The 25,587-nt window shown below is 73.6% G+C and carries 18 protein-coding genes; 10 read left to right on the forward strand and 8 right to left on the reverse strand.

From position 1 onward, the window contains the following. Positions 1 to 76: 76 nt before the first annotated feature. From ACFQQL_RS03865 to ACFQQL_RS03875, 3 genes are all read left to right on the forward strand, one after another. A complete protein-coding gene (locus ACFQQL_RS03865) occupies positions 77 to 1,384 on the forward strand; it encodes an ABC transporter substrate-binding protein (RefSeq protein ID WP_382391433.1) in 1,308 nt (435 codons plus the stop codon). A 3-nt stretch (positions 1,385 to 1,387) separates the two neighbouring features. After that, a complete protein-coding gene (locus tag ACFQQL_RS03870; RefSeq protein WP_382391435.1) occupies positions 1,388 to 4,012 on the forward strand; it encodes a glycosyl hydrolase in 2,625 nt (874 codons plus the stop codon). An 84-nt stretch (positions 4,013 to 4,096) separates the two neighbouring features. Continuing rightward, a complete protein-coding gene (locus tag ACFQQL_RS03875; RefSeq protein WP_382391437.1) occupies positions 4,097 to 5,218 on the forward strand; it encodes a dienelactone hydrolase family protein in 1,122 nt (373 codons plus the stop codon). 35 nt (positions 5,219 to 5,253) lie between these two features. Here the strand turns inward: ACFQQL_RS03875 and uxaC are convergent, their stop codons facing one another. Then, the gene (gene uxaC / locus ACFQQL_RS03880; protein ID WP_382391439.1) at positions 5,254 to 6,699 is read right to left on the reverse strand and encodes a glucuronate isomerase; all 1,446 of its coding nucleotides are present in this window, start codon (positions 6,697 to 6,699) and stop codon (positions 5,254 to 5,256) included. A 115-nt stretch (positions 6,700 to 6,814) separates the two neighbouring features. Between uxaC and ACFQQL_RS03885 the strand changes: the two genes are divergently transcribed. Next, positions 6,815 to 8,287 (forward strand): mannitol dehydrogenase family protein, encoded by a 1,473-nt coding sequence (locus ACFQQL_RS03885; protein ID WP_382391441.1) that lies wholly within the window; start codon positions 6,815 to 6,817, stop codon positions 8,285 to 8,287. Positions 8,288 to 8,328: 41 nt separating this feature from the next. Here ACFQQL_RS03885 and ACFQQL_RS03890 read toward each other — a convergent pair whose 3' ends face one another. The 4 genes from ACFQQL_RS03890 to aceA form a co-directional block, all read right to left on the reverse strand. Then, a complete protein-coding gene (locus ACFQQL_RS03890; RefSeq protein ID WP_382391443.1) occupies positions 8,329 to 10,416 on the reverse strand; it encodes a hypothetical protein in 2,088 nt (695 codons plus the stop codon). Between the two features lie 10 nt (positions 10,417 to 10,426). Next, a complete protein-coding gene (locus ACFQQL_RS03895; RefSeq protein ID WP_382391445.1) occupies positions 10,427 to 11,770 on the reverse strand; it encodes an ABC transporter substrate-binding protein in 1,344 nt (447 codons plus the stop codon). A 175-nt stretch (positions 11,771 to 11,945) separates the two neighbouring features. Next, the gene (locus ACFQQL_RS03900; RefSeq protein WP_382391447.1) at positions 11,946 to 12,956 is read right to left on the reverse strand and encodes a LacI family DNA-binding transcriptional regulator; all 1,011 of its coding nucleotides are present in this window, start codon (positions 12,954 to 12,956) and stop codon (positions 11,946 to 11,948) included. 149 nt (positions 12,957 to 13,105) lie between these two features. After that, complete coding sequence (gene aceA, locus ACFQQL_RS03905) at positions 13,106 to 14,401, reverse strand: isocitrate lyase (protein WP_382391449.1); 1,296 nt, start codon at positions 14,399 to 14,401, stop codon at positions 13,106 to 13,108. Between the two features lie 140 nt (positions 14,402 to 14,541). On the opposite strand from aceA, the gene ACFQQL_RS03910 reads away from it, so the two are divergent. After that, positions 14,542 to 15,993: a helix-turn-helix domain-containing protein gene (locus ACFQQL_RS03910; protein WP_382391451.1), complete on the forward strand. Its 1,452-nt coding sequence runs from the start codon at positions 14,542 to 14,544 to the stop codon at positions 15,991 to 15,993. 32 nt (positions 15,994 to 16,025) lie between these two features. On the opposite strand, the gene ACFQQL_RS03915 is transcribed toward ACFQQL_RS03910, so the two are convergent. Then, a complete protein-coding gene (locus ACFQQL_RS03915) occupies positions 16,026 to 17,549 on the reverse strand; it encodes a UxaA family hydrolase (RefSeq protein WP_382391453.1) in 1,524 nt (507 codons plus the stop codon). An 82-nt stretch (positions 17,550 to 17,631) separates the two neighbouring features. Here ACFQQL_RS03915 and ACFQQL_RS03920 point away from each other — a divergent pair, with 82 nt between their 5' ends. After that, positions 17,632 to 18,609 (forward strand): LacI family DNA-binding transcriptional regulator, encoded by a 978-nt coding sequence (locus ACFQQL_RS03920; protein WP_382391455.1) that lies wholly within the window; start codon positions 17,632 to 17,634, stop codon positions 18,607 to 18,609. 10 nt (positions 18,610 to 18,619) lie between these two features. Here ACFQQL_RS03920 and ACFQQL_RS03925 read toward each other — a convergent pair whose 3' ends face one another. Further along, a complete protein-coding gene (locus ACFQQL_RS03925) occupies positions 18,620 to 19,606 on the reverse strand; it encodes an AraC family transcriptional regulator (protein WP_382391457.1) in 987 nt (328 codons plus the stop codon). Between the two features lie 142 nt (positions 19,607 to 19,748). Here ACFQQL_RS03925 and ACFQQL_RS03930 point away from each other — a divergent pair, with 142 nt between their 5' ends. The 4 genes from ACFQQL_RS03930 to ACFQQL_RS03945 all read left to right on the forward strand — a co-directional run bounded on the left by ACFQQL_RS03930 (position 19,749) and on the right by ACFQQL_RS03945 (position 24,797). Continuing rightward, positions 19,749 to 20,612, forward strand: coding sequence for an NmrA family NAD(P)-binding protein (locus tag ACFQQL_RS03930; protein WP_382391459.1), 864 nt, complete (start codon positions 19,749 to 19,751; stop codon positions 20,610 to 20,612). Positions 20,613 to 20,780: 168 nt separating this feature from the next. Further along, positions 20,781 to 21,884 carry a Gfo/Idh/MocA family protein gene (locus tag ACFQQL_RS03935; protein WP_382391461.1) on the forward strand — a complete coding sequence of 368 codons (1,104 nt, stop codon included), beginning with the start codon at positions 20,781 to 20,783 and terminating at the stop codon, positions 21,882 to 21,884. A 94-nt stretch (positions 21,885 to 21,978) separates the two neighbouring features. After that, entirely contained in the window at positions 21,979 to 23,292 is a 1,314-nt protein-coding gene (locus ACFQQL_RS03940) for an ABC transporter substrate-binding protein (protein WP_382391463.1), read from the forward strand. Between the two features lie 38 nt (positions 23,293 to 23,330). Further along, entirely contained in the window at positions 23,331 to 24,797 is a 1,467-nt protein-coding gene (locus ACFQQL_RS03945) for a sulfatase-like hydrolase/transferase (protein WP_382391465.1), read from the forward strand. Positions 24,798 to 24,817: 20 nt separating this feature from the next. Here the strand turns inward: ACFQQL_RS03945 and rpiA are convergent, their stop codons facing one another. Next, the gene (gene rpiA / locus ACFQQL_RS03950) at positions 24,818 to 25,582 is read right to left on the reverse strand and encodes a ribose-5-phosphate isomerase RpiA (RefSeq protein ID WP_382393782.1); all 765 of its coding nucleotides are present in this window, start codon (positions 25,580 to 25,582) and stop codon (positions 24,818 to 24,820) included. Positions 25,583 to 25,587 lie beyond the last annotated feature (5 nt).

The raw sequence follows: 25,587 nt of genomic DNA on the forward strand, positions 1-25,587 counted from the left end.
CCCCCCGGGCGTCCCGTCCCTCCCGGGACGCCCGGGGCACCACGTCAGGTGCACAGCAACGACACGAGAGGGAACCATGCGCAGAACACGCCGGCGGCTCGCCGTCGCCGCGCTCGCCACGTGCGCACTCGGCCTCGCCGCGTGCGGCCAGAGCGAGAACATCGCCGCCCAGGGCGGCGGCGAGGAGGGGGCGGACGGAGGCCAGGTGCAGATCCGGTTCTCCTGGTGGGGCTCGGACTCCCGCCACCGGCTCAACGAGGAGCTCATCGCCCTGTTCGAGTCCGAGCACCCGAACATCGACGTCGTCCCGGACTACACCGACTGGAGCGGCTACTGGGACAAGCTCTCCACCGCCGTGGCCGCGGGCGACGCCCCGGACGTCATCCTGCAGGACGAGCGCTACCTGCGCGAGTACGGCAGCCGCGGTGTGCTCGCCGACCTCTCCGAGCACGACATCGACACCTCCGCCTACGACCCTGCGGTGCTCGCCTCCGGGGAGTTCGACGGAGGCCTGTACGGACTGTCCACCGGCGTCAACGTCTACGCCCTCATGGTCAACCCGCGGATGCTCGACGAGGCCGGCGTGGAGCTGCCGGACGACGCGACCTGGAGCTGGGAGGACTTCCACCGGACCGCCACCGCGGTGGCGGAGAACACAGACCACTACGGCTTCCAGTCGCACGCCGACACCGAGCAGCTGACCGTCTGGGCGCGCCAGCACGGCGGCGACCTCTTCGCCGAGAACGGTGATCTGGGCTTCGACGACGCGGTTCTCCAGCAGTACTGGCAGGACTCCCTTGCCCTCCAGGCCGCCGGGGCGCAGCCCAGCGCCTCCGAGACGATCGAGGTCGCCGAGGTCGGGCCCGAGCAGTCACTCCTCGCCACCGGGGAGGGCGCCTTCGGGGCGTGGTGGACCAACCAGCTCACCGCCGTCGAGGACGCGGCGGGCGAGCCGATCCAGCTGGTCCGGTGGCCGGGCGAGACCCAGTTCGAGCAGCCGGGCACCTGGCTGAAGTCCTCGATGCTGCTGTCCATGTCCGCCACGACCGCGCATCCGCAGGAGGCGGCGTCGTTCATCGACTGGATGAACAACAGCGTCGAGGCCGGCGAGGTCATCCTCTCCGACCGCGGGCTGCCGTCGAACCTCGACGTGCGCGAGGCGATCATGGACGACCTCTCCGAATCCGAGCGGCGCGCGGCCGAGTTCATCACCGACCTGCAGGACGAGGTCGCTGCCCCGCCACCCGTGCCCCCGGTCGGTGCCTCCGAGGTCTCCGAGGCCCTGGGCCGGCACAACGAGGACGTCCTCTTCCAACGCGTCACCCCGGGCGAGGCGGCCGCCGCCTTCCGAGCCGAGGCAGAGTCGATCCTGGGTGCGCAGTAACGCATGGAGGCCTCCATCCCCCGGCCGGGACCCGAACCGGTGACCGGCGCGGCGGCACTGCACGCCGGGTTCGTCCGTCCGGACCCGGCCGCCCGGCCGATGACCCGCTGGTGGTGGTTCGGGCCGGCGGTCGAGCGGCACCGGCTGCGGGAGGAGCTGGACGCCATCGCCGACGGCGGATACGGCGGCGTCGAGGTCGCCTACGTCTATCCGCTGTCCGAGGAGACCGACCGGCTCGGCTCGCCGACCTTCCTCGCCGACCTGCGTTTCGCGGCCGAGGAGGCCCGGGCGCGCGGCCTGCGGTTCGACCTCACGCTCGGCAGCGGCTGGTCCTTCGGCGGACCGCACATCGACGGCACCACCGCGGCCCGGCGTCTGGCGTGGGAACGGCACGAGGTGGGGCCGGCCGGTCTGGAGGTCCCGCTCGTGGGCCGCTGGCCCGGCGAGAGCCTCGTCGCGGCGTTCACCGGTGACGGCTCGCTGCAGGAGCTACCGGAGCACTACGACCGCATCGCCCACGACGAGGAGGTCCTGCGGGTGCCGGCCGGGCGCGGCCCGCGGGTGGTCCTGCTCGCCTGGTCGCGACCGACCGGCCAGATCGTCAAGCGGGCCGCGGCCGGTGCAGAGGGCCCGGTCCTCGATCACTACTCGGCGCGGGCCACCGACACGCACCTCGAGCGGTTCGGCGAACCGCTGCTGACCGCCGTCCCGCCGGAGCTGCTGGGCTCGGTGTTCTGCGACAGCCTCGAGGTCTACGGCGCCGACTGGACGCCGGACCTGCCGGCGGAGTTCGCACGGCGGCGCGGCTACGAGCTGCTGCCGGACCTGTGGGCACTCGCCCCCGGGGAGCGGGCGCGGGCGCGCGACGGGGAGCGGCCGGCAGGCGACGTGCGGGCCGACGTCTACGCGACGCTGACCGAGCTGTACGAGGAGAACTTCGTCGCCCGCGTGCGCGCTTGGGCGCACGCCAGGGGCGTGCCCTTCCGCATCCAGAACTACGGTGAGCCGCCCGCGTCGATCTCCGGCTACGCGGCGGCCGACCTCATCGAGGGCGAGGGCTGGGGCTGGCGGGAGCTGACCCAGACCCGGTGGGCGACCTCGGCCGCCAACCTCTACGGGGCCGACGTCGTCTCCGCGGAGACCTGGACGTGGGTCCACTCGCCGTCGTTCCGCGCGACGCCGCTGGACCTCAAGGGGGAGCTGCACGAGCACCTGCTGCTCGGCGTGAACCAGGTCGTCGCCCACGGCTGGCCGTACAGCCCGCGCACCGGTGACGGCCTGGGCTGGATCTTCTACGCCGCCGGAGCGCTCGACGACCGCAACCCGTGGTGGCCGGCCATGCCCCACCTGCTCGGCTACACCCACCGGCTGTCGTGGCTGATGCGGCAGGGCCGGCGGGTGAGTGAGGTGGGGATCTACGCGCCCTACCAGGACGTCTACGCCCGTATGCACGAGGAACGGCCGCACCGCCTCGACCTCTGGCACCGGGTGCGCGAGCACGTCGGTGACGCGGTCCCGGCCGCGATCCGCGACGCCGCCCTCGACTACGACGTCTTCGACGACGCGTCCGTCGAGGTGCTCGACCCCGCCCGGTTCCGCGTGGTCGTGCTGCCCGCCGTCAGCCGGTTGCCCGCGCCGACCGCCGCGTGGCTGGAGCGCGCGCGTGACGCCGGCACGTGCGTGCTGCGGCTCGGCGGCTCGATCGACCTCGGCACCCCCGTCAGCGACCTGGCCACGGCGCTGCCAGGGCTGCTCGACCCGCCGCTGCGGGTCGCCGCCGGCGGTGACGACGGTGCGGTCGGCGTCACGTACCGCCGCGTCGGGGACGTCGACGTGTTCTTCGTGGCGAACACCTCGCCGCACGGCCGGACGGTGACGCTCGTACCGCGCCTGCCTCGCGGCGTCGTCGAGCGTTGGGACCCCGATACCGGGAACGTCACCGCCGTGCTCGACGGCGCGGCCGAGCTGACGCTGGAGCTCCACCCGTACGAGGCCGTCGTGCTCGTCGGGCACGACGGCGAGCCCACCGACCGACCAAAGCTCTCACCGCCCACCTTCGCCACGACGCTCGATGGCCCGTGGACGCTCCGGTACGCCGACGAGGAGACGGCGCACGAGGTGGTCCTGCCGCACCGGTGGGAGGACGATCCCGGACGGCACGGCTACTCCGGGGCCGCGACCTACACCACCACCGTGCACGGCGCGCCGGGCGCCGACCGACCCGCCGTCACCCTCGACCTCGGGCCCGCGTCGGCGGTGAGCCGGGCCGGCGCCGACCGCGACGGCGTCCGGGGCCGCTCGTACCGGACGGAGGTGGTGCCGCCGGTCGGAGCCGTCGCGGAGGTCGCCGTCAACGGGCGCCTGGCCGGGGTCGCGTGGCACCCGCCCTACGCCGTCGGGATCGGGCACCTGCTCGGACCGGGCGAGAACACGCTGAGCGTCACCGTGCGCAACACGGCTGCCAACGCGCTCGCCGGTGACCGGTCCGTGCGCGACGCGGCGGCCCTGAGCCGTGAGCGGTACGGCCGGCGGTTCGCCATGCAGGACCTGGAACGCGCCGCCGACACCGTCTCCTCCGGCCTGCTCGCCGTCCCGACACTGCGCACCGAGGCGGGGCAGCCGTCGTGACCCCTCCCGCCGCCCGACAGGGAGGACCCGTGTCCGCGACCGCCCAGTTCCGGACCGAGGTCGAGGCGGAGATCGGCGGCTGAGATGCCGGCACGGCCGAGCGCCATCGGCGGCTACGAGGACTGGCCCGGCTGGTTGCGCGGGCGGGAGCTCCACGACGGCGACGAGACCACCCGCGCCGTGGCCCGGCTCCTCGGCGTCCCGCGGCCCGAGCCGGCCCACGTGCGGACCGCCGGGGCCTGGGAGCAGGACGGCGTCGAGGTCACCGAGCTGCACTGGTCCGTGGGTTTCGGACCGCCCACCCGGGCGTGGGCGCTGCGCCCGGCCGGCACGGCGGGCCCGCTGCCCGGCGTGCTCGCCCTGCACTGCCACGGCGGCGTGAAGTCGGTCGGTGCCGCCGAGCTGCTCCGCACGCCCGCGGACCCGGCGGTTGCGCAGCGCGCGCGGCGGGACCTCTACGGCGGACGGGCGCTGGCCAAGGACCTGGCCCGCGCCGGGTTCGCCGTCCTCGCCCACGACACGTTCGGGTGGGGTGCGCGGCGGTTCACGCTGGACCCGCCACCGTCCGGCGTGCAGTCGGCCCTCGCGGGGGCCGAGGCGCTGTGGGCCGCGACCGGGACCACCCCGGCACCCGCCGAGCTGGCCGACACCCGGTACGACGCCGCCGCCGCGGCGCACGAGCACGTGGTGGCCAAGGCGGCCGGCTACCTCGGCACCACCTTTGCCGGGATGGTCGCGTACGACGACCTCGTCGCGCTCGGCGTGCTGCGCGGGCTGGACGGCGTCGACGCTGACCGCACCGCCGTCGTCGGGATGTCCGGCGGGGGCGGGCGGGCCGCCCAGCTGGCGGCGCTCGACCCGCGCCTCACGGCCGCCGTCGTGGTCGCGATGATGACGACGACCCAGGCCCTGTTCCCCGCGCACGTCGACGCCCACTCGTGGCTGCTCGCCTCACCGCTCGGGCCCGACTGGGGCCTCCCGCGGCTGGCGGCCGGGCGGCGCCGGCACGACCTCATGGTGCTGTCGTTCGACCAGGACGAGCTGTTCCCGTCCGAGGGCGTCCGGGACGCGCACCGGGAGCTGCGGGAGCGCTACGCCGAGCCCGGCTCCGCCGCGCTGGAGGAGGCGATCCTCCCCGGCCCGCACGCCTTCCCGCCGGAGGCGCAGGACCGGGCAGTCGAGTTCCTCGTGCGCTCGCTCCGCTGAGGGCCCGTGGTCGGTCGGCGGGCGTGCGCCGGGCGTCAGACGGTCGCCGGGGCGGGCGCCGGGTAGGCGGCCTTGGGCAGGTGGTACGCCAGGTCGACGGCGGTCTCGACAGCCTCGTCCAGCTCCATGCGGTGCTCGGCGACGAGCCGCGCCAGGTAGCCGGCGTCGATCCGGCGCGCCAGGTCGTGCCGCGCCGGGATCGAGGCGTACGCACGGGTGTCGTCCACGAAGCCGGAGGTGTTGTAGAACCCGGCCGTCTCGGTGATCGCCTCCCGGAAGCGGCGCATGCCGTCCGGGGAGTCCAGGAACCACCACGGCGCCCCGAGCCGCATGGCCGGGTACACACCGGCGAGCGGGGCGAGCTCGCGGGAGAACGACGTCTCGTCCAGCGTGAAGACGACGAACCGGAAGCTCGGGTGGTGCCCGAACGCCTCGAGCACGGGCCGCAGCGCGCGCGTGTACTCGGTGGCAACCGGGATGTCGTAGCCCTTGTCCTGCCCGAAGGTGGCGGCGAGCCCGCGGTCGTGGTCGCGCAGCGAGCCCGGGTGCAGCTGCATGACCAGCCCGTCCTCGGTGGACATCCGGGCCATCTGGAACAGCATGTGCCCGCTGAACGCCTGGGCCTCGGCGGGGGAGACCTCGCCCGCGAGGGCGGCCCGGAAGATCCGGCCTGCCTCGGCGGCGTCGAGCTCGGTGGTGTCGGCGAGGAGGTGCCCGTGGTCGGTCGCCCGCGCACCGGCCTCGACGAACGCCCGTCGCCGGCGGCGCAGCGCGGCCAGGTAGCCGTCGTAGTCGTGGGCGTCCGTGCCGGCGGCCTCGGACAGCGCGTCGAGCTGGGTCCGCCAGTCCGGCCGGTCCACGTGCAGCAGGGGGTCCGGCCGGAAGGTCGGCACGACCCGTTCGCCCCACCCATCGGCGGCGAGCGCACGGTGGTGGGCGAGGTCCGCCGTCGCCGGGTCCGTGGTGGCGAGGATCTCCAGGCCGAACCGCTCGAAGAGCGCGCGCGGACGGAAGTCCGGGCGCGCCAGCGTCGCGGTCAGCTCGTCGTAGATGGCGTCGGCGGTCTCGGCCGACGGACGCCGCGTCACGCCGAAGACCTCGACGAGCTCGTGCTCGAGCCAGTACCGCGTGGGCGTGCCCCGGAACAGGTGCCAGTTCTCGCAGAAGCGGCGCCAGATGGCCCGCGCGTCGGTCTCGACCCCGGCGTCGCTGCCGGCGCCGCTGACGGGGTGCACGCCCATCTGCGGCAGCGTGGCCCCACCCTGGGAGACGACCATGCGCACCAGGTAGTGGTCCGGCACCACGAGGAGCTGGGCGGGATCGGGGAACGGCGCGTCCTCGGCGAGGACGGCGGCGTCGACGTGACCGTGCATCGACACCAGTGGCAGGCCGGCCGTGGCGGAGTAGATCTCCTTGGCGATCGGTCGCAGCTCTCCGGCCGGGAGGGCACGGTCCGGGTTCAGGACCCAGGCGTCGGTCATGACAGACTCCTCGGTGGCGGCAACCTTGCCGCCTCTCTACGATGAAAGCGCTTTCGCAATCAAACCTATCAGCGTCGCGGGCGCCGCTGGAAGTGCCCGGACCGGAGGCCTCACCGTGACCGACCGACTCTCCCTCACCACCGTGACGCGCGCCGCACCCGGGGTCGCCCGTCCGCCGGTCGACCCCCGGGCGACGACCGTGGGGCTCGTGCACCTCGGGATCGGCGCCTTCCACCGCGCGCACCAGGCGGTCCACACGGAGGACGCCATGGCGGCGGCGGAGGAGACGACCTGGGGGATCCACGCGGTCACGCAGCGGTCCGCGCGGGTGGCCGAGCAGCTCCGACCGCAGGACGGCCTGTACGGGGTGCTCACCAAGGGCCTCGACGGCGCCGGCCGTCCGACGGCGGACCTGCGGGTGGTGGGCGCGGTGCGCGACGTGTCGTTCCCGGGGGAGCAGACCGGGGAGGTGCTCGCCCGGCTCGCCGACCCGTCGGTGCACGTCGTCACGCTGACCGTGACGGAGAAGGGCTACCGGCGTGCCGGGGACCGTCTGGACCTCGACGATCCCGGGGTGCGCACGGACGTGGCGGCGCTGGCCGGGGAGCTGCGTGGCACGGAGGTGGACGATCCCGCCGGCAGCCCGATCGGCATGCTGGCCCGCGGGCTGGCGCGCCGGGCACGCCGGGACGCCACGCCGATCACCGTCGTCACCTGCGACAACATCGTGCAGAACGGTGCCATGCTGGCCGGGCTCGTCCGGCAGCTGCTGGCCGCCGCTGGGGCCGACGACGTCGCCGCCTGGGCCGCGGAGCACGCGGCCTTCCCCGCCACGATGGTCGACCGGATCGTGCCGGCCACCACCGATGCGGACCGGGCCGAGGCCACGAGGCTGAGCGGGCTGCGGGACGAGGGTCTCGTGGTCGCCGAGCCGTTCACCCAGTGGGTGATCGAGGACTCCTTCGCGGGTCCGCGGCCGGCCTGGGAGCAGGCGGGCGCCACGCTCACGTCGGACGTCGCGCCGTTCGAGGAGGCCAAGCTGCGGATCCTCAACGGGTCGCACTCCTACCTCGCGTACCGCGGCGCCGTGCTCGGGCACCGCACCATCGCGGATGCCGTGGGCGACCACGCGCTGCGCGAGGAGGTCCGCGCCTTCGTCGACGAGGACGTCATCCCGACGCTGACCCCGCCCCCCGGCGTCGACCTCGGCGAGTACCGCGACGAGGTGCTCGGCCGGTTCGCGAACCCGGCGCTCGGGCACACCACGATCCAGGTGGCCATGGACGGCTCTCAGAAGCTGCCCGTCCGGCTGCTCGGCACGGTCCGCGACCGGCTCGCAGCGGGTGCGGTCCCGCACCGGGTGGGTCGCGCCGTCGCCGCGTGGATGGTGTTCGTCGCCCGCAGCGCCGACGGTGAGGCCGGTCTCGTCCTCGACGACCCCCTCGCCGACCGGCTCCAGGAGGCGGCCGCCGGTGGCGACGGGCTCGCGGACCGGCTCCTGGGCCTCACCGAGATCTTCCCGGCCGAGCTCGCCGAGGACGAGCGGTTCCGCGCCGTGGTGCGCGAGCAGGTCGCCGACCTCACCTGACCCCCGCCGAGTCGGCACAGGAATGACGAGTCGCGGGTGGGTCAGGGGGAGGGGATGAAGCCCTCGTGGCGGACGTGCCAGCCGGCGGGGAAGCCCGGGGTGTCGCCGGGGCCACCTTCCCAGCCGGCCGCCATGAGGGCGAGCGCGGCCAGCAGGCCGCCGTTGCCCGGCAGGTAGGCGGGCAGGGTCTCCGTCTGGTGGTTGTGCCCGTTCGGCAGATAGGTGTTCTTGGGCACGTCGCGCAGCAGCACGTCGACCGCGACCTCGGGCTCGCCGAGGCGGGCCGCCGTCATCGCGAGGGCGGGGAAGTCCCAGCCCCACGTGCTCGGCCAGTCCCAGTCGTCGAGCACGTCGTGCAACGTCGCGCGCACGATCGCCGGCTCCAGCAGCCCAGTCGCCGGGAGGACACCGAGGCCGTACACCATCGACGGATGGTCCTGCCGGACGGTGACCGGCTCGGCCCCGGCGTCCGAGCGCAGCACCGCGGCCGCGTACCGACCGTCCAGGACCGGCGGCGGGGCCATGCCGTGCGCGACCTCGTCCCATCGCGGCTCGGGCGCGAGGCCCGCGCGGATCCGCCACTGCTGGGCCACGCGGAGGGCCCAGGACCAGTACGCGAGCTCGAACGGCGGGTCGGTCACCCGGTCCCGGACGTCGGCGTAGGACTCCTGCGCCGGGATCAGCGGCGGCCCGAGCCGGTACCCGTCCGGGCTCGGCTCCGCGACGTCGGCCATGAAGCGGGCCGTCTCCTCCACCAGGTCGCCCAGCCGGTCCGCGTCCGGCCATCCCGCGCGGCGCAGCAGCTCGGCGAGGTGGATGACGTGCGGCTGCTGCCAGAGCAGGAACGGGCCGATGTGGCTCGGGCTCTCCCGCCCGTCCGGACCGACCTGCTTGGGCCAGCGGGCGCCCGCGTAGCCCTGGAGCCGCGCGGTCCCGCGGGCCGCCGGCAGGATCCGCCGGTAGAAGTCCATGCTGCGGGCGAGGAGCTCCGGCCGGCCCCACAGCGCGAAGTGGGCGGCGTGCCAGTAGTGCATCTCCAGGTGGAACCGGCCGCGCCAGGAGTTGACCAGCAGCCCGGTCTCCTGCGGCGGCAGGTCCCCGGAGCACTGGATCGCGGTGAGGTACTGCGAGAGCACCGCGCGCCGCTCGAGCTCCGCCGCGCGCGGGTCACCGGAGAGCTCCAGCGCCGCCCCCGAGCGCCAGAACCGCGGCCAGTGCTCCGCGGACGCCGTCAGCACCTCCTGCACCGAGGGCGGCTCCGGCGCCTCCGAGCCCGGCACCAGCTCGAGGACGACGTCGAGCGCGCCGGCACCGCTGATGCGCACCTCGTGCGGCGCGACGGTCTCGATGCCCGCGCCCGGAGCGTGCACCGCGACGGCGTGGTCCGGCCGGTCCGCGCCGTCGAAGAACCGCCGCACGACGGCGGAGCCCGGCCCACGCGGCGCGACCTCGGTGCGGTGATCGTCCGGCCGCGTCCAGTCCGCGCCGCCCGCCCACGCCTCGGACCCGTACGGGAACGCCAGCCGGACGGCGAGGTCGGCGTCCGGTCCGCCGTCGTCCGGCTTGGCCGGCTCCACCCGGACGGCGAGCGCGTCTCGGTCCGGGTGGCACGCCGTCGTCACGCGCAGGTGGTGACCGGCGAGGTGCACGTCGCTGGTGACGACGCCCGTCCACAGGTCCAGGGCCTGCCGGAACGGGCCGAGCGCCTCCCGGTCCGGCGCGGCGCCGTCCACCAGGAAGCCGACGCGCACCAGGTCCAGCCGGTGCGGGTTGGCTCGCAGCCACCGCACGTCAGCGTCCAGGGCGGAGTCGTCCCTGGCCGAGGGCTCGGCGTCGACGTACGGCACCTCGCCGCGCGGGCCGCGGTACGGCCGCCGCGGCAGGGGCGGCTCACCGCCGTCCGGCCCGGGGGTGGAGTGCCAGCCCCACTGCGAGAAGGTGCCCAGGAGCGTCCCCGGCGGACCGCCCGAGGCGTCGGGCACCGGATAGGCCTCCGGGAAGGTCTGCAGCCCGGTGGGATCGACCGCGAACGCCACCGTGCCGTTGCCGACCTGGATCGGTGAGCGCGGGTCCAGCGCGGTGGTGACCACCGTGTGCCGGCGGACGAGGGCCTCGCGGTCGATCGCCATCCGTGGGCCCTCAGCTGGACTCGATCGCCGCGTTCATCTCGTCGATGAACTGCTGGCCGCCCTCGGCCGGGCTGAGCTGCTCGAAGAGCACCTGCTCGTTGACGCGGTCCATGATGCTCGGCGAGTCGGCCGAGCCGGGGGGACCGATGACGAAGTCGCCGTCGATGAGCCCGGTCATCCGGTCGATGTACGCGTACTCCGTCTGCTGGACGGGCTGCAGGTCGGGCTCGAGGTGCTCGCGCAGCTCGGCGACGGCGGGCACGCCCCGGTCCGAGCCGATCGCGTCGGCCGCGGCCGTCGAGGTGGTGAGGAAGCTGATGAGCTCGGCCGCGGCCTCCGGGTGGTCGGAGTTCGCGCCGATCGTGTACAGCTGCGAGGCCTGCAGCCACTGGCCCGGCTCCTGCTCGGTCGTCTCGCCGGGAGCGCGCAGCATGACGAGGTCGTCCCCGGAGGCCTCGGCGAAGGCCTGCAGCTGGTTGGTCCAGGCGAACGTCATGCCGGCGAGGCCCTGACCCATGAGCGTCTGCTCGGGGTTGGGCTGTCCCATGAGCTCGACGCTGACGGTCGCCTCCGGCGTGGCGCCGGACTCCACGAGCCCGGTCGTGAGGTCGAACCACTGCTCGACCGTGTCCGGGGTGACGGCGAGCCCGCCGTCCTCGGTGTACAGCCCGGAGCCGGTGTGCTGGTCGGCGAACAGGTCGAGGGTGTCCGGCGCGGTCGGGTCCTCGGAGCCGTACACGTCGTCCGGGGAGTTGGCGGAGATCTCGGCGGCGATCTCGGCGTAGTCCTCCCAGCTCCAGCTGTCGTCGTCGGGCATCGGGACGCCCGCCTCCTCGAAGACGCGCGGGTTGGCGACCACGCCGTAGCTGTTCACGCCGGTCGGGACGCCGTACTGGGTGCCGTCGAAGTGGCCGTTCGCGAGGGCCGCCTCGTCGTACACCGAGGTGTCGATGATGTCCGAGACCTCCGCGAGGTCGAGCAGGGTGCCGCGCGAGCCGTACTCCCGCGGGTAGGCACCTCCCATGGTGATGACGTCGGGCTCGTCGCCCGCGGCCACCGAGGTGGCGAGCCGGTCCCAGTACGCGTCGAAGTCGGTGAACTCGGTCTCGACGGTGATGTCGGGGTGCTCCTCGTTGAAGGCGTCGATGGCCTCCTGGGTCATCCGGGCGCGGTCCGGGTTCCCCCACCACGCGAACCGGATCGTGACCTCACCGCCCGCGCCGGTGTCGTCACCGCCACCGCCGCCCTGGTCGTCCATGTTCTCGGCCTGGCCGCACGCCGCGGTCAGCAGGAGCGCGGCTCCCGTGCCCGCCGCCAGGGCGCCGCGGCGAAGCCGCATCCTCGTCGTCCGCATGATCGCTGGGCCTTCCTCCGCGTCGTCGCGGCATCGTGACTGGACTCCTGAGCGCTGTCCGACCGTGTCGGCGGAAGCGTTTACACCGGTGTAAGTGGAACACAGCGCCGGGACGCGGTCAACGACGGCGGGCGAGGACGACCGGGCCGGGGCCGGCTCGTGGCGCCGGGGGACCTCACCCGGTCGTGGACTCGCGCACCATGAGCGTGTGGGCCGGGCTGACGGTCCCGCGTGCGAGCGGCGCCTCGGGATCCAGCACCTGGTCGACGAGCAGGTCCACGGCGCGGCGGGCGATCTCGCGACGGGCCGGGTTCACGGTGGTGAGCCGCGGCCGGACGAAGGCCGCCTCCCGGATGTCGTCGAACCCCGCCACCGCGACGTCGTCCGGCACGCGCCGTCCCGCGTCGTCCAGGGCCCGCACGGCGCCCAGCGCCAGCACGTCGTTCAGCGCGAAGACGGCGTCCACGTCCGCGCGGTCGAGGATCTCGCGCATCGCGCGGGCGCCGTCCTGAAGCGTCCACGCCGTCGCGGCGCCGTGGCGTGCGGGGTCGTCGGACACGCCCGCGGCCTCCAGCGCGTCGAGGAAACCGCGCGTGCGGAGGTAGCCGGCACCCACCTCGCCGGTGTCGTAGGACCCGACCACCGCGATCCGCCGTCGTCCGATCCGCAGGAGGTGCTCCGTCACGGCGCGGGCACCGGCACGGTTCTCCATGGCCACGTGGCCGACGTCGGGATTCAGCGGCCGCTCGCCGAGCAGCACCATCGGGAACGGGACCTCGAGGCTGGCACCGTCCTCCGCGCGCAGGCCCGTGGGGGAGAAGATGAGGCCGTCGGTCATCCGGCGCCGGTCGGAGGCGAGCACCGCGAGCTCGTGCTCGCGCAGCCCGCCGGTCTGCTCCAGCAGCACCGTGTAGCCGCGCCGCTCGGCGGCCTCGACCACGTCGTCGCACAGCTCGGCGAAGTACGGCAGGCTGAGCTGCGGCACCGCGAGGGCGATCATGCCGGTCCGGCCGAGGCTGAGGCTGCGCGCCGCGAAGTTCATCCGGTAGCCGAGCTCGGCGATCGCGGCATGGACCTTCCTCGCCGTGGCCTCGGTGACGTGCGGCGTCCGGTTGACGACGTTCGAGACCGTCTTCACCGACACCCCTGCGAGGCGGGCGACGTCGCGCATCGTGGCGGCGCTCACTGCTGACCTCCCGGGCGGCCGGCCGGCACCGTGCCGGCGCGCAGGACCACCGCGGGCAGCGTACGCGGGCCGGAGTCGGCCGGGAGCTCGCCCGACCGGTCGCGATCTCGACCAGCCGGGCGAGCTCCGTCCGGGGCGTACGACCGGGCTCAGAACTGCTCGGACTCGGTGGACCCGGCCAGGGCGAGCGTGGCGCTCTCCGGGTTCAGCGCGGTCGAGACCGCGTCGAAGTACCCGGTGCCGGACTCGCGCTGGTGGCGGGTGGCGGTGTAACCCCTCGGCTCGGCGGCGAGCTCGGCCTGCTGGAGGTCGACATAGGCGCTCATCGCCCGGTCGGCATAGCCGGCCGCGAGCTCGAACATCGCGTGGTTCACCGCGTGGAAGCCGGCCAGGGTGATGAACTGGAACCGGTACCCCATGCCCGCCAGCTCTTCCTGGAAGGAGGCGATCTGGGAGTCGGACAGGTGCCGCTTCCAGTTGAAGCTCGGCGAGCAGTTGTAGGCGAGCATCTTCTCCGGGTGGCGCTCGTGGATCGCCTGGGCGAACTCACGCGCCATGCCCACGTCGGGCGTACCGGTCTCGAACCAGAGCAGGTCGGCGTGCGGCGCGAATGCCAGGCCGCGGGCGATCGTCGGCTCGAGGCCGCAGCGGACCCGGTAGAAGCCCTCGCTGGTGCGCTCACCGGTGAGGAACGGACGGTCCCGCTCGTCGACGTCGGACGTGATCAGGTCCGCGGCCAGGCTGTCGGTGCGGGCGATCATCACCGTGGGGACACCGGCGACGTCGGCGGCCAGCCGGGCGGCGTCGAGCGTGCGGATGTGCTGCCCGGTGGGCACCAGGACCTTTCCACCCAGGTGGCCGCACTTCTTCTCGCTGGCGAGCTGGTCCTCCCAGTGGATGCCGGCGGCGCCGGCCTGGATCATCGCGTGCGCCAGCTCGTGGGCGTTGAGCGGGCCGCCGAACCCTGCCTCGGCGTCGGCGACGATCGGTGCCAGCCAGTCCCGGCTGACCTCACCCTCGGCGTGCTCGAGCTGGTCCTGGCGCAGCAGTGCGTTGTTGAGGCGCCGGACGACGGCGGGCACCGAGTTGGCGGGGTAGAGAGACTGGTCGGGGTAGGTCTGGCCCGCGAGGTTCGCGTCAGCGGCGACCTGCCAGCCCGAGAGGTAGATCGCGCGCAGCCCGGCCCGGACCTGCTGGACAGCCTGGCCACCGGTGTAGGCGCCGAGCGCGCGGACGTACTCGTCGGAGTGCAGCAGGCGCCGCAGGTTCTCGGCGCCGCGACGCGCCAGCGTCGCCTCCTCGCGCACCGTGCCGCGCAGGCGGACGACGTCCTCGGCGGTGTAGGTCCGTTCGATGTCGGCCCAACGCGGGCTCGTCTCCCACTCGAGCTGCAGGTCCCCGGCGCTCTGTGTCTGGTCACCGGGACGGCTGGACGGGTACCTCATGGTCTTCTCCTCCTTCGTGCGGCGGCGGGTGCCCCGCGTGCTACCCACCGTGCGTGAAGAAGCAAAGGTGACTACCGGGCCTGTGGTGTGAAGTTTGGGCGATCTTCCGATTTTGAGAGGATCCGTGGCATAGTCGGCCCATGACCGCCGTCGACGAGACGGGCGACGCCGGACCCGACGTCCTCACGATCGGGCGCCGTATCCGTCAGCTCCGTACCGCCCGGTCCATGACCCTGGACGCGCTCGCGGCCGCCGTCGGGCGGGCGCCGAGCCAGCTGTCGATGATCGAGAACGGCCGTCGCGAGCCCCGGCTCACCCTGCTGCAGGCGATCGCCCGCGCGCTCGGGGTGAGGATCGACGCCCTGCTCGAGGCCGATCCCCTCGACGAGCGCACCCGTCTCGAGATCGACCTCGAGCGGGCGATGCGCTCGCAGACGTTCTCGGCGCTGGGCATCGAGCCGTTCCGGATCGGCAAGACCGTGCCCACCGAGGCACTGCGTGCGCTGCTCGCGCTGCACGGCGAGATCGACCGGCTCCGCGACGAACGCCAGGCCACCCCCGAGGAGGCGCGCCGGGCCAACGTCGAGCTCCGGCGCCTCATGCGCCGGCAGGACAACTACTTCCCCGAGCTGGAGGAGAAGGCTCGGGAGATCCTCTCCGCCGTGGACCACCCCGGGGGGCCGCTCACCCAGCGCACCGCCAGCGACGTCGCCGCCCACCTGGGCTTCACGCTCCACTACGTGCCGGACCTACCGCAGACCACCCGGAGCGTCGCCGACCTCAAGCACGGCAGGCTGTACCTGTCCAGCCGCGTCGGCGGCGACCCGCGCACCGCCGTCCTGCAGGCCCTGTCCAGCCGCATCCTCGGCCATGCCGAACCCACGAGCTACGCCCAGTTCCTGCGCCAACGCGTCGAGACCAACTACCTCACGGGGGCACTGCTCATCCCCGAGGAGCGTGCTGCCGAGACGCTCCAGGCCGCCAAGCGGCGACGGGCCATCTCCGTGGAGGACCTGCGCGACGCCTACGCCGTCTCCTACGAGACGGCCGCGCACCGGTTCACCAACCTCGCCACGCGGCACCTCGACCTGGCGGTGCACTTCCTCAAGGTCCACGAGTCCGGGACCATCACCAAGGCGTACGAGAACGACGACGTCAACTTCCCGACGGACCGGCTGGGCTCGATCGAGGGGCAGATGTGCTGCCGGCGCTGGTCCAGCCGGGCCGTCTTCGACGTCGACGACCACTTCAACCCCTACTTCCAGTACACGGACACCGGGAACGGCACGTACTGGTGCACCGCCCGGGTCGAGTCCTCCAGCGAGGGGGCGCACTCGGTCAGCGTCGGCGTCCGGTTCGACGACACCAAGTGGTTCGTCGGCCGCGAGACCGCCAACCGTGCGGTGTCCCAGCACTCCACCGAGGTGTGCTGCCGCAGGCCGCCTGCGGCGCTGGAGGAGCTGTGGCGGGACGAGGCGTGGCCGAACGTCCGCACGCCCCGAACCCTGCTGGCGACCCTGCCGGCCGGTGCGTTCCCCGGCGTGGACACGACCGACCTGTACGAGTTCCTCGAGTCCCACGCGCCGGAGTAGCTCGCTGCACGCCCGAGCGGCGGGCGGTCGATTCAGGTGACGGTGCCCAGCTGCCAGGGCTGGAACTCGTCCTGACCGAGGTCCAGCTCCTCGCTCACCGTCCGCCGCCCGGAGGCGACGGCGAGGATCTCCTCGAAGATCTCCTCGCCGACCTCCTCGAGGGTGGCGGTCCCGTCCACGATGCGTCCGCAGTTGAGGTCCATGTCCTCGCGCATGCGCTCGTACATCTCGGTGTTGGTCGCGAGCTTGATGGTCGGCGCGGGCTTGGAGCCGAGCACCGAGCCGCGACCGGTGGTGAAGCACACGACGTTGGCGCCGCCGGCCACCAGCCCGGTGACGGAGACCGGGTCGTAGCCGGGGGTGTCCATGAAGCCGAAGCCCGGTGTGCTGATCGGCTCGGCGTACTCGTACACCGCGGACAGCTCGGCGGCACCGCCCTTGGCGACGGCGCCCAGCGACTTCTCCAGGATCGTGGTCAGCCCGCCCGCCTTGTTGCCGGGGGAGGGGTTGTTGTCCAGCGTCCCGCCGCCGGCGCGCGCGTACTCCTGCCACCACGCGATCCGGTCCAGCAGCTTGCGGCCCACCTCCTCGGAGACCGCGCGCCGGGTGAGCAGGTGCTCGGCGCCGTACACCTCGGGTGTCTCCGCCAGCACCGATGTGCCGCCGGCGCCGACCAGCAGGTCCGAGGCGTGCCCGAGCGCCGGGTTCGCGGTGATGCCCGAGTAGCCGTCGGAGCCGCCACAGTTCAGGCCGAGCACGAGGTGGCGGGCGTCGACGGGCTCGCGCCGGGCCTCGTCCACCGCCGGCAGCATCGCGCGGATCTTCTCCACGGCGGACCGCACCGTGGCCCGGATGCCGCCGCTGTCCTGGACCGTCATGGCCTCCACGTGCATGCCCTCGGGCAGGCCGAGGTCCTCGACCAGCGCGGACACCGGGATCATCTCGCAGCCCAGCCCGAGCACGAGCAGCCCGCCGAAGTTCGGGTGCCGGGCATACCCGCGCAGCGTCCGCAGCAGCGTCTGGCCGCCCTCGGAGTCCGGGACCAGGCCGCAGCCGGAGCCGTGGGTGAGCGCCATGACCCCGTCGACGTGCTCGAACTCGTCGAGCACGCCCAACCCGCGGAACTGGTCCGCGACCATGCGGGCGGAGGAGGCGGAGCAGTTCACGGAGGTGATGACGCCGATGAAGTTGCGGGTGCCCACCCGCCCGTCGCCGCGCACGTAGCCGTCGAAGGTCCGGCCGGCCATCGTCGGGGGCGGCGTGCGGCGCGTGGTGCCGAACTCGTGGTCGCGCGCCCCCTCGTCGAACGCCAGGTTGTGGGTGTGGACGTGATCGCCGGGCTCCAGCGGCCGGGTCGCACGACCGATGGACTGGCCGTACTTGCGGACCGGCGACCCGGCGGCCACCGGTCGCACGGCCACCTTGTGGGCGCGCGGCACGGTCGACGTCACGGTCACCGGCCCGCCGGGCAGCGGCAGCGTCGTGCCGGCCGGCAGGTCCCGGGTGGCGATGGCGACGTCGTCGTCCGGGCGCAGCAGGATCGTGGCGTCAGTCATGCGACTGCCTCCGAAGATGGGTGGGGCGGCGCTAGGCTATGCGAAAGCGCTTCCACCCTACCGGCGCGCGGAGAGGGGCACCGTGGCGACCATCCATGACGTGGCGCGCGCCGCCGGCGTCTCCATCGCGACCGTCTCCCGGGCTCTGAACGGCGGCGCCCGGGTCAACGAGGCGACCCGGCGAAAGGTCCTGGAGACCGCCCACGCGCTCGACTTCCGGCCGAACCACGCGGCCCGCGGACTGGCCACCGGGCGCCTCGGCAATGTCGGCGTGCTGCTGCCCGAGGTTGCCAACCCCTTCTACGGCCCCATCCTGGCCTCCATCGCGCAGGTGGCCCAACAGCGCGGGTTCGGCGTCTTTCTCGCCGACTCGCGCGAGGAGGCCGCCGCCGAGCCGGAGCTCGCCACGCGGCTGAGCCTGCAGGTCGACGGCCTCATCCTGGTCGCCTCGCGGATGTCCGACGAGGACGTGACAGTGGTCGCTCGCCGGCGCCCGACGGTCCTGGTGAACCGTCTCGTCGACGGCGTCGACGGCGTGGCGGTCGACGCCGCCCAGGGCATGGCCGACCTGCTCGCCCAGGTTGCGTTGCTCGGGCACCGTCGCGTGTGCTACGTCGACGGCCCCGCGGCGTCCCGCTCCGGTGCCGCCAAGCGCGCCGGGATCACCCGGGCCGCGGAGCGGCACGGCGTCGAGCTTCGTGTCGAACCGTCGCAGTCCCCGACCTTCGTCTCCGGCCGCGCGGTCGCCCAGCGGGTGCTGGACTCCGGGTGCACGGCCGTCATCGCGTTCGACGACCTGCTCGCCTGGGGTGTGCTGACGCGGGTGCGCGAGCTGGGCGTCGACGTGCCCGGCGAGCTGAGCGTCGCGGGCTTCGACGACTCGCTCCAGGACGGCATGGTCACGCCCGGGCTGACCACCGTGGCGGCACGCAACGGCGAGATGGGTGCGGTGGCCGCGGCGATGCTGGAGCGGCGGCTCGGCGACCAGAGCCTCAGCCCGGCCACCGAGGTGCTCCGCTGCAACGTGATCGTGCGGGGCTCCACCGGCCCGGCGGCGTGACCACCCGGCGTCAACGCCGTGCCGCGGCCGTCACCTCGCCCAGCGCGGTGCGGGTCACGGCGGCCTCGTCGCGCAGGGCCGCCCGGGCCGTCCGGTGGTCGCGCGGGCTGACGCCCCGGACCCGTCGGAAGGCACCGGAGAGGGCGAAGCCGCTCGAGTACCCGACCTCGCGGGCGATCGACTCCAGCGTGCGGTCGGTCCGCTGCAGCAGGTCGGCCGCGAGCGTCAGCCGCCACGTGGTGAGGTACGTCAGCGGTGGCTCCCCCACATGCTCCCGGAACCGGCGGGCGAACGCGGCCCGCGAGGACCCCACCTCGCGGGCCAGCGACTCGACCGTCCACTGCCGGGACGGGGCGCCGTGCAGGAGACGGAGCGCCCGGCCCACGACCGGGTCGCCGAGCGCCCGGTACCACCCCGGGGCCGCGGCCTCCGGCCGGGTGAACCAGGCCCGCAGGGTGGTCAGCAGCGCGAGGTCCAGCAGCCGGTCCAGCGCCACCTGCTGGCCGGGACGCTCGTGGGCGAGCTCGGCCGCGAGCAGGTCCATGACGCCGCCGGCCACGTCGTGCGCCGGCACCACGAGGACGCGGGGGAGGGCCGCGAGCAGCCGGGCCCCGACGTCCCCCGTGACCCGGTAGGTGCCGCTGGCCACGATGCCGGCCCGCTCCGGGACCTCGCCGCCGGGTGGATCGAGCGTGGTCACCTCGCGTCCGTCGAGCGTCGTCACGCGGTTGCCCGCGTGCACGACGACGTCGGCAGGCGTGGCGGGGTCGTCGGCGACCACGTAGGGCCTGCTTCCCGTCACGACCGCCACGTCTCCGGGCCCGACCCGGTACGTGCTGCCCGCGTCCACCACCCAGGCGTGCCCGCGCAGCGGCGTGGCCAGCGCGAGCGGCGCGTGGTCGGCGATGCGCAGCGCCCATGGCGGGACCAGCACGGTGCGGCAGAACGCGGCGCTGCGGGCCTGCACACCGTCGAGAAGGTCGGCGAGGGCGTCCACGCGCCAACGGTAGCCGCGACAGGTGCGTCACGGGGCGCTGATCGAGACGCACGCGCATGTCTGCGCGCCTCGTGGCCATGGAACGTCTCGTCGCCGTGGCATGCACTGGTGCACACCCGAATCAGTCAGCCGAGGAGGAGTCATGTACACCGTCGCAGGAGTCACCGGGAACGTCGGGTCCGCCGTCGCGCGGGCGCTGCTCGACGCCGGCGCACCCACCACCGTGCTGGTCCGCGACCCCGCCGCCGGCCGGTCGTGGCAGGAACGCGGTGCGGAGGTCCGCGTGGTCGACCTGCGCGACCGGTCCGCGCTGGCCGCCGTGCTGCGGGACAGCACCGGCTTCTTCACCCTGCTGCCCTTCAGCCCTGCGGTCCCCGACATCGCCGGCGACCAGGCAGCCCTGACCACGTCGATCGCCGGAGCCGTCGCCGACAGCGGTGTCCCGCACGTCGCGCTGCTGTCCTCGCTCGGCGCGGACCTGGAGCACCCGCCGCAGGTCGTCGCGTGGCTCCGCGACCTCGAGCAGCGCCTCGGGGCCACCGGGACGATCCTCTCGGCAGTCCGGTGCACGCACTTCCAGGAGAAGGTCGCCGAGACGCTCGGACCAGCGACGGCCGACGGGGCGTATCCCGTCTTCGCGAGCCGGGCGGACGTGCCGGTGCCGATGGTCGCCGCCCGCGACGTGGGCGCGCTCGTCGCCGGGATCCTCATGGCACCGCCGACCCGATCGCAGGTGGTGGACGTCCTCGGTCCGGCCGTGACCGAGCAGGAGGTCGCCACCGCGCTCGGGCGGGCGCTCGGGAGCACCCTCGAGGTCGTGGTCGTACCGCGGGAGGCCTGGACCGCCACGCTGGTCTCGGCCGGGCTGCCGCCGCGCGCCGCGGAGCTGCTCGCCGAGCTGTACGACGCCGGGGACCGCGGCCTGCTCGTCCCGGCCGGAGACCGGCTCCTCGAGGCCGGCACGCCGGTCGCGGAGACGATCGACGCGATGCTCGCCCGGGTCTGACGGCCCGCCGGCGACGCCCGGTCCGCCGCCATGCGGGCACTCGCTTGTCGGCCTCGAACGGGCACTCTAGGCTCGTGGGCATCACCCACCGCGACGTGGGTACGACGATGACCGAGCGTGATAGCGCTTTCCGGCCAGGGAGGCGCTGTCGTCCGACGAAGGGCCGCGATGCAGCGAGGACCTGCCCGTCTGGGGATCGTGGGGGCCGGTGGCATCGCGGGCGGCCGCCATCTGCCCGCCGTCCGTGACCTGGGTGAGCGGGTGGAGGTGGTCGCCGTCGTCGACGTCGACGCCGAGCGCGCCCGCACGTTCGCCGAGACGTGGAACATCCCGCGCCACTACACGGCGATCGAGGCGATGCTCGACGCCGAGTCCCTCGACCTCGCCGTCGTGTGCACCCCGCCCGGCGCGCACCGCCCGGCTGTCGCGGCCTGCCTCCGCGCCGGGGTGCACGTGTGGTGCGAGAAGCCCCCCACGCTCACCCTCGCCGAGTACGACGAGCTGATGGCGCTCGAGGGCGACGGCGGCCCGTACGTCAGCTACGTCTTCCAGCACCGGTTCGGCTCCGGCGCCGCCCGGCTGCGGGAGCAGCTGGCCACCGGCGCGCTCGGCCGGCCGCTCGTCGCGGCCTGCCACACGATGTGGTACCGCGGCCACGGCTACTTCGACCCGCCGTGGCGCGGGCGCTGGGACACCGAGGGTGGCGGACCCACCATGGGCCACGGCATCCACCAGTTCGACCTCGCCCTGCACATCCTCGGCGACTGGGCGGAGGTGCGCGCCATGATGGGCACCCTCGACCGTGACATCGAGACCGAGGACGTGTCGATGGCGGCCGTGCGGCTGGAGTCCGGCGCGATGATGTCGGTCGTCAACAGCCTGCTCTCCCCGCGCGAGACCAGCTATCTGCGGTTCGACTTCACCGACGCGACGGTCGAGCTGAACCACCTGTACGGCTACGACGACAGCAGCTGGGTGTGGACCCCGGCGTCGCACGTGGACGAGCGGGTCTCGGCCGCGTGGGCACCGCGGCCGAACGCGAGCGTCGCGAGCTCCCACACCGCGCAGCTCCGTGCGCTGCTCGACGCCATGGACGCCGGCGCACGGCCACCGAGCAGCGGTACGGACGGCCGCCGGTCGCTCGAGCTCGTCGCGGGCCTGTACGCCTCGGCGCTGACCGGGCAGCCGGTCCTGCGGACGGACCTGACCCCCGTGAACCCCTTCTACCATGCGATGAACGGCCGCCCGGTCGCGGCAGAGATGACCGCATGAGCCCGGCCGGGCAGCACAGCCTGCCGCCGTCCCGGCCGCGGTGGTCGGACCCTGACGGCACCGCAGCAAGTCCCCGACAGAGAGGTCCCAGACCATGACGACGAAACGCCGGTCACGGACGCTCCTGGCCGCACTCGCCGGAGTATCGCTCACCCTGGCCGCCTGCGGTCAGGCCGAGAACCTCGCCGACCAGGGCGGCGGGGACGACGGTGGGGACGGCGGACCGGTGAACCTCCGCTTCACCTGGTGGGGTGCCGACGCCCGCGCCGACCTCACCGAACAGGTCATCGCCCGCTTCGAGGAGCAGCACCCGAACATCACCGTCACGCCGGAGTGGACCAGCTGGGACTCGTACTGGGACCGGCTCGCCACGGCGACCGCGGCGGGTGACGCCCCGGACATCATCCAGATGGACGAGAGCCAGATCGCCGCCTACGGCAGCCAGGGCAGCCTGCTGGACCTGGAGACACTCGACGGCCTCGACCTGTCCGGGATGTCGGAGGACGTCCTGCTCACCGGCGAGGTCGACGGCACGCTGTACGGCGCGCCCGTCGGCATCGCGCAGCATGCGCTCGCCTACAACCCCGAGATGCTGCAGGAGGCGGGGATCGAGGTCCCGGACGACACCACGTGGACCTGGGAGGACTTCTACGAGATCGCGGGCCAGGTCCACTCCGAGCTGGGTGGGGATGCCTACGGGATCGACTACTGGTCGCTCCAGCTCGCCAACCTGCAGATCCAGGCCCGGCAGCGTGGCGAAGAGGTGTTCAACCGCGAGGACGAGAACCCGGTCTCACGGGAGACGATCATCGACTTCTACGAGACGAACCAGGACCTCGTCGACTCCGGTGCCGTCCCCCCGCCGACCCTCCAGACGGAGAGCATCGGGGTGGCGCTCGAGCAGAACCCCTTCGCGACCGGCCGGGCCGCCTTCACGCCGCTGTGGCACACCCAGGTGCAGGCCTACGTCGACGCCTCCGGCGTCGAGATGGGGCTCCTGCGTATGCCCGCGAGCACGCCCGGCGAGCACCACATGGTCAACAAGGCCTCCATGTACTGGTCGATCGCGCAGTCCACGCAGCACCCGGAGGAGGCGGCGACCTTCGTCAACTTCATGCTGAACGACGAGGAGGCCGCGCGGATCTTCGGTGTCGAGCGCGGCGTGCCTGCCGACCCGGAGATCCAGGAGGTCATCGAGCCGGAGCTGTCGCCCACCGGCAGGAACTCGGTGGAGTTCGCGTCCGATCTCCAGGACGAGGTCGTCCCGCCGCCCCAGGTCACCCCCAGCGAGGCCAGCACGTTCGGTGACGACTTCGAGCGCATCACGGGCGAGGTCCTCTTCGGCGACCGCACGCCCGGGGAGGCGGCCGACGAGCTGCTGGGCATCCTCGAGGGCTACCAGCAGTAGCGGCGAGACCGCCGGGACGAAGGAGGAGCACGGCTCGCATGGGTTCGTCGTCGCGCCCGAACGTCCTCCTCGTCATGACCGACCAGCACCGTGCCGGGCTGACGGCGGGCGACGGCGGGCCCGACACCATGCCGCGGCTCGACCGGTTGCTGGCCGGTGGCACCCGGTTCACCAGGGCCTACACCAGCTACCCGGCGTGCGTGCCGGCCCGGACCAGCCTGCTCACCGGGCGGTTCCCGACCGCGCACCGGGTACGGCAGAACAGCACCGCCGGGCACGCCTACCACGGCGGTGACCTGGTGGACGTGCTGCGCGCCGCGGGCTACCGGCTGCACTTCGCGGGCAAGCCGCACATGCCGAGGGGACCACAGGACTTCGACACCTTCCACGGCCCGTACATGCACGAGTACGGTCCCGAGGAGGGGCCGGAGCAGGCGGCGTTCGACGCGTGGCTGCGTGAGCTGGACCACGGTGTGGCCCGGGAACCGACGCCGTTCCCGCTGGAGTGCCAGCTGCCCCACCGGATCGTCACCGGCGCGCTGGACGCCGTGGACCGGCACGGCCGGGAGCATGGGGAGGACCCGTTCCTGCTGTGGGTCTCCTTCCCGGAGCCGCACAACCCCTACCAGGTCCCCGAGCCCTACTTCAGCCTCTTCCCGGAGGACGAGGTCCCGGACCGGCTCGCCGGGCCGGAGGTGCTCGGCGACCTGACGTGGCGTCACCGGTGGCTGCACGACCTCATCGCCGGGAAGCGGCCCGGGTTCGACGACGACTGGCGCCGCTACCGGGCGAACTACCTGGGGATGCTCCGGCTCCTCGACGACCAGGTCGGGCGACTGCTGGACGGTCTCGGCGACCGGCTCGCGGAGACGATCGTCGTCTTCGTCAGCGATCACGGCGACTACGTCGGCGACTACGGGCTGCAGCGCAAGGGCGCCGGCATGTCCGACGCGCTCATGCGGATCCCGCTGGGGATCGCGGGCCCTGGCGTCGCCGCGCAGCGGCGGGAGGAGCTGGTCTCGATCGTCGACCTCCTGCCGACGCTCTGCGAGCTGCTGGACCAGTCCCTGCCGCCCGGGGTGCAGGGCCGCAGCCTGGCGCCGCTGCTGGCCGGCGAGAACGCCCCGGCGGAGGAGTTCGACAGCATCCTGGGGGAGCTCGGCTACGGGGGTGTGTCCTACGACGAGCACGACCGGCCGCCGCTGCACTTCCCGTACGAGGGCCGGACCTTCGACGAGCTCAACAGCGTCACCCACAGCGGCGGTGAACGGATGGTGGTCTCCGGGCGGTACAAGCTCGTGGTCGACGACCGCGGCGCCGAGGCGTTGTACGACCTCCAGGCCGACCCGGCCGAGCACGTCGACCTCGCGCAGGATCCGGCGCATCGCGAGGTGCGTGAGCGGCTGCACCGGCAGCTGGTGCGGTGGATGATCCGCGTCGCCGACGACCTGCCCGAAGGCGCCTACCGGCCGAGGGCGCGTCCGCACAACTGGCGCTGGTCCTGAACGGTGTGGCCGCGGACCGGTCAGGTGCCGGTCGTGCGGCGTCCGTGCACGGTGGTGGTCGGCCGGCCCGCCGGTGAGCCCGCGGTCTCCATCACGGTGATCGCGCCGTCGGGATCGGCGAAGAGCACCTCGTCAGCGATCCCGGTGAACAGGCCGTTCTCCACCACGCCCGGGATCCAGTTCAGCTCCCGGTCCAGCACCAGCGGGTCGGTGATCGAGCCGAGTGCGGCGTCCAGGATGAGGTTGCCGGAGTCCGTGACCACCGGTTCGCCGTCCTTCGTGCGCAGCGTGATCGGCGCGTCCGGGTAGCCGTGGTGGGACAGCAGCCGCCGGACGGACCGGCCGGTGGACTCCCAGCCGTGCCGGACCACCTCGATCGGCACCGGGAACGCGCCGAGCCGCTCCACCAGCTTGGTCGTGTCCGCCACGCACAGGTACCGCTCTGCGGCGTCGGCCACGATCCGCTCCCACAGCAGGCATGCGCCGCCGCCCTTGGTCATGTGCCCGTCGTGGTCGACCTCGTCCGGGCCGTCGACGACGAGCTCGATGCGGTCGATCTCGTCGAACCCGACGAGCGGGACGTCCAGGGACCGCGCGAGCTCCTCCGTCGAGCGCGACGTCGGGATCCCGCGCACCTCCAGCCCGTCGGCCACCGCCTCACCCAGGGCCCGGACGAACCAGTGGCTGGTGGTGCCCGAGCCGAGCCCGAGCAGCATGCCGGGACGCACGTAGCGCTCCACGGCAGCCCGCCCGACATGTTGCTTGGCGCGGTCCTGCGGCGTCATCGCGG

This window comes from Georgenia alba (assembly GCF_042665525.1).
GTDB classification, from domain to species: domain Bacteria; phylum Actinomycetota; class Actinomycetes; order Actinomycetales; family Actinomycetaceae; genus Allobogoriella; species Allobogoriella alba.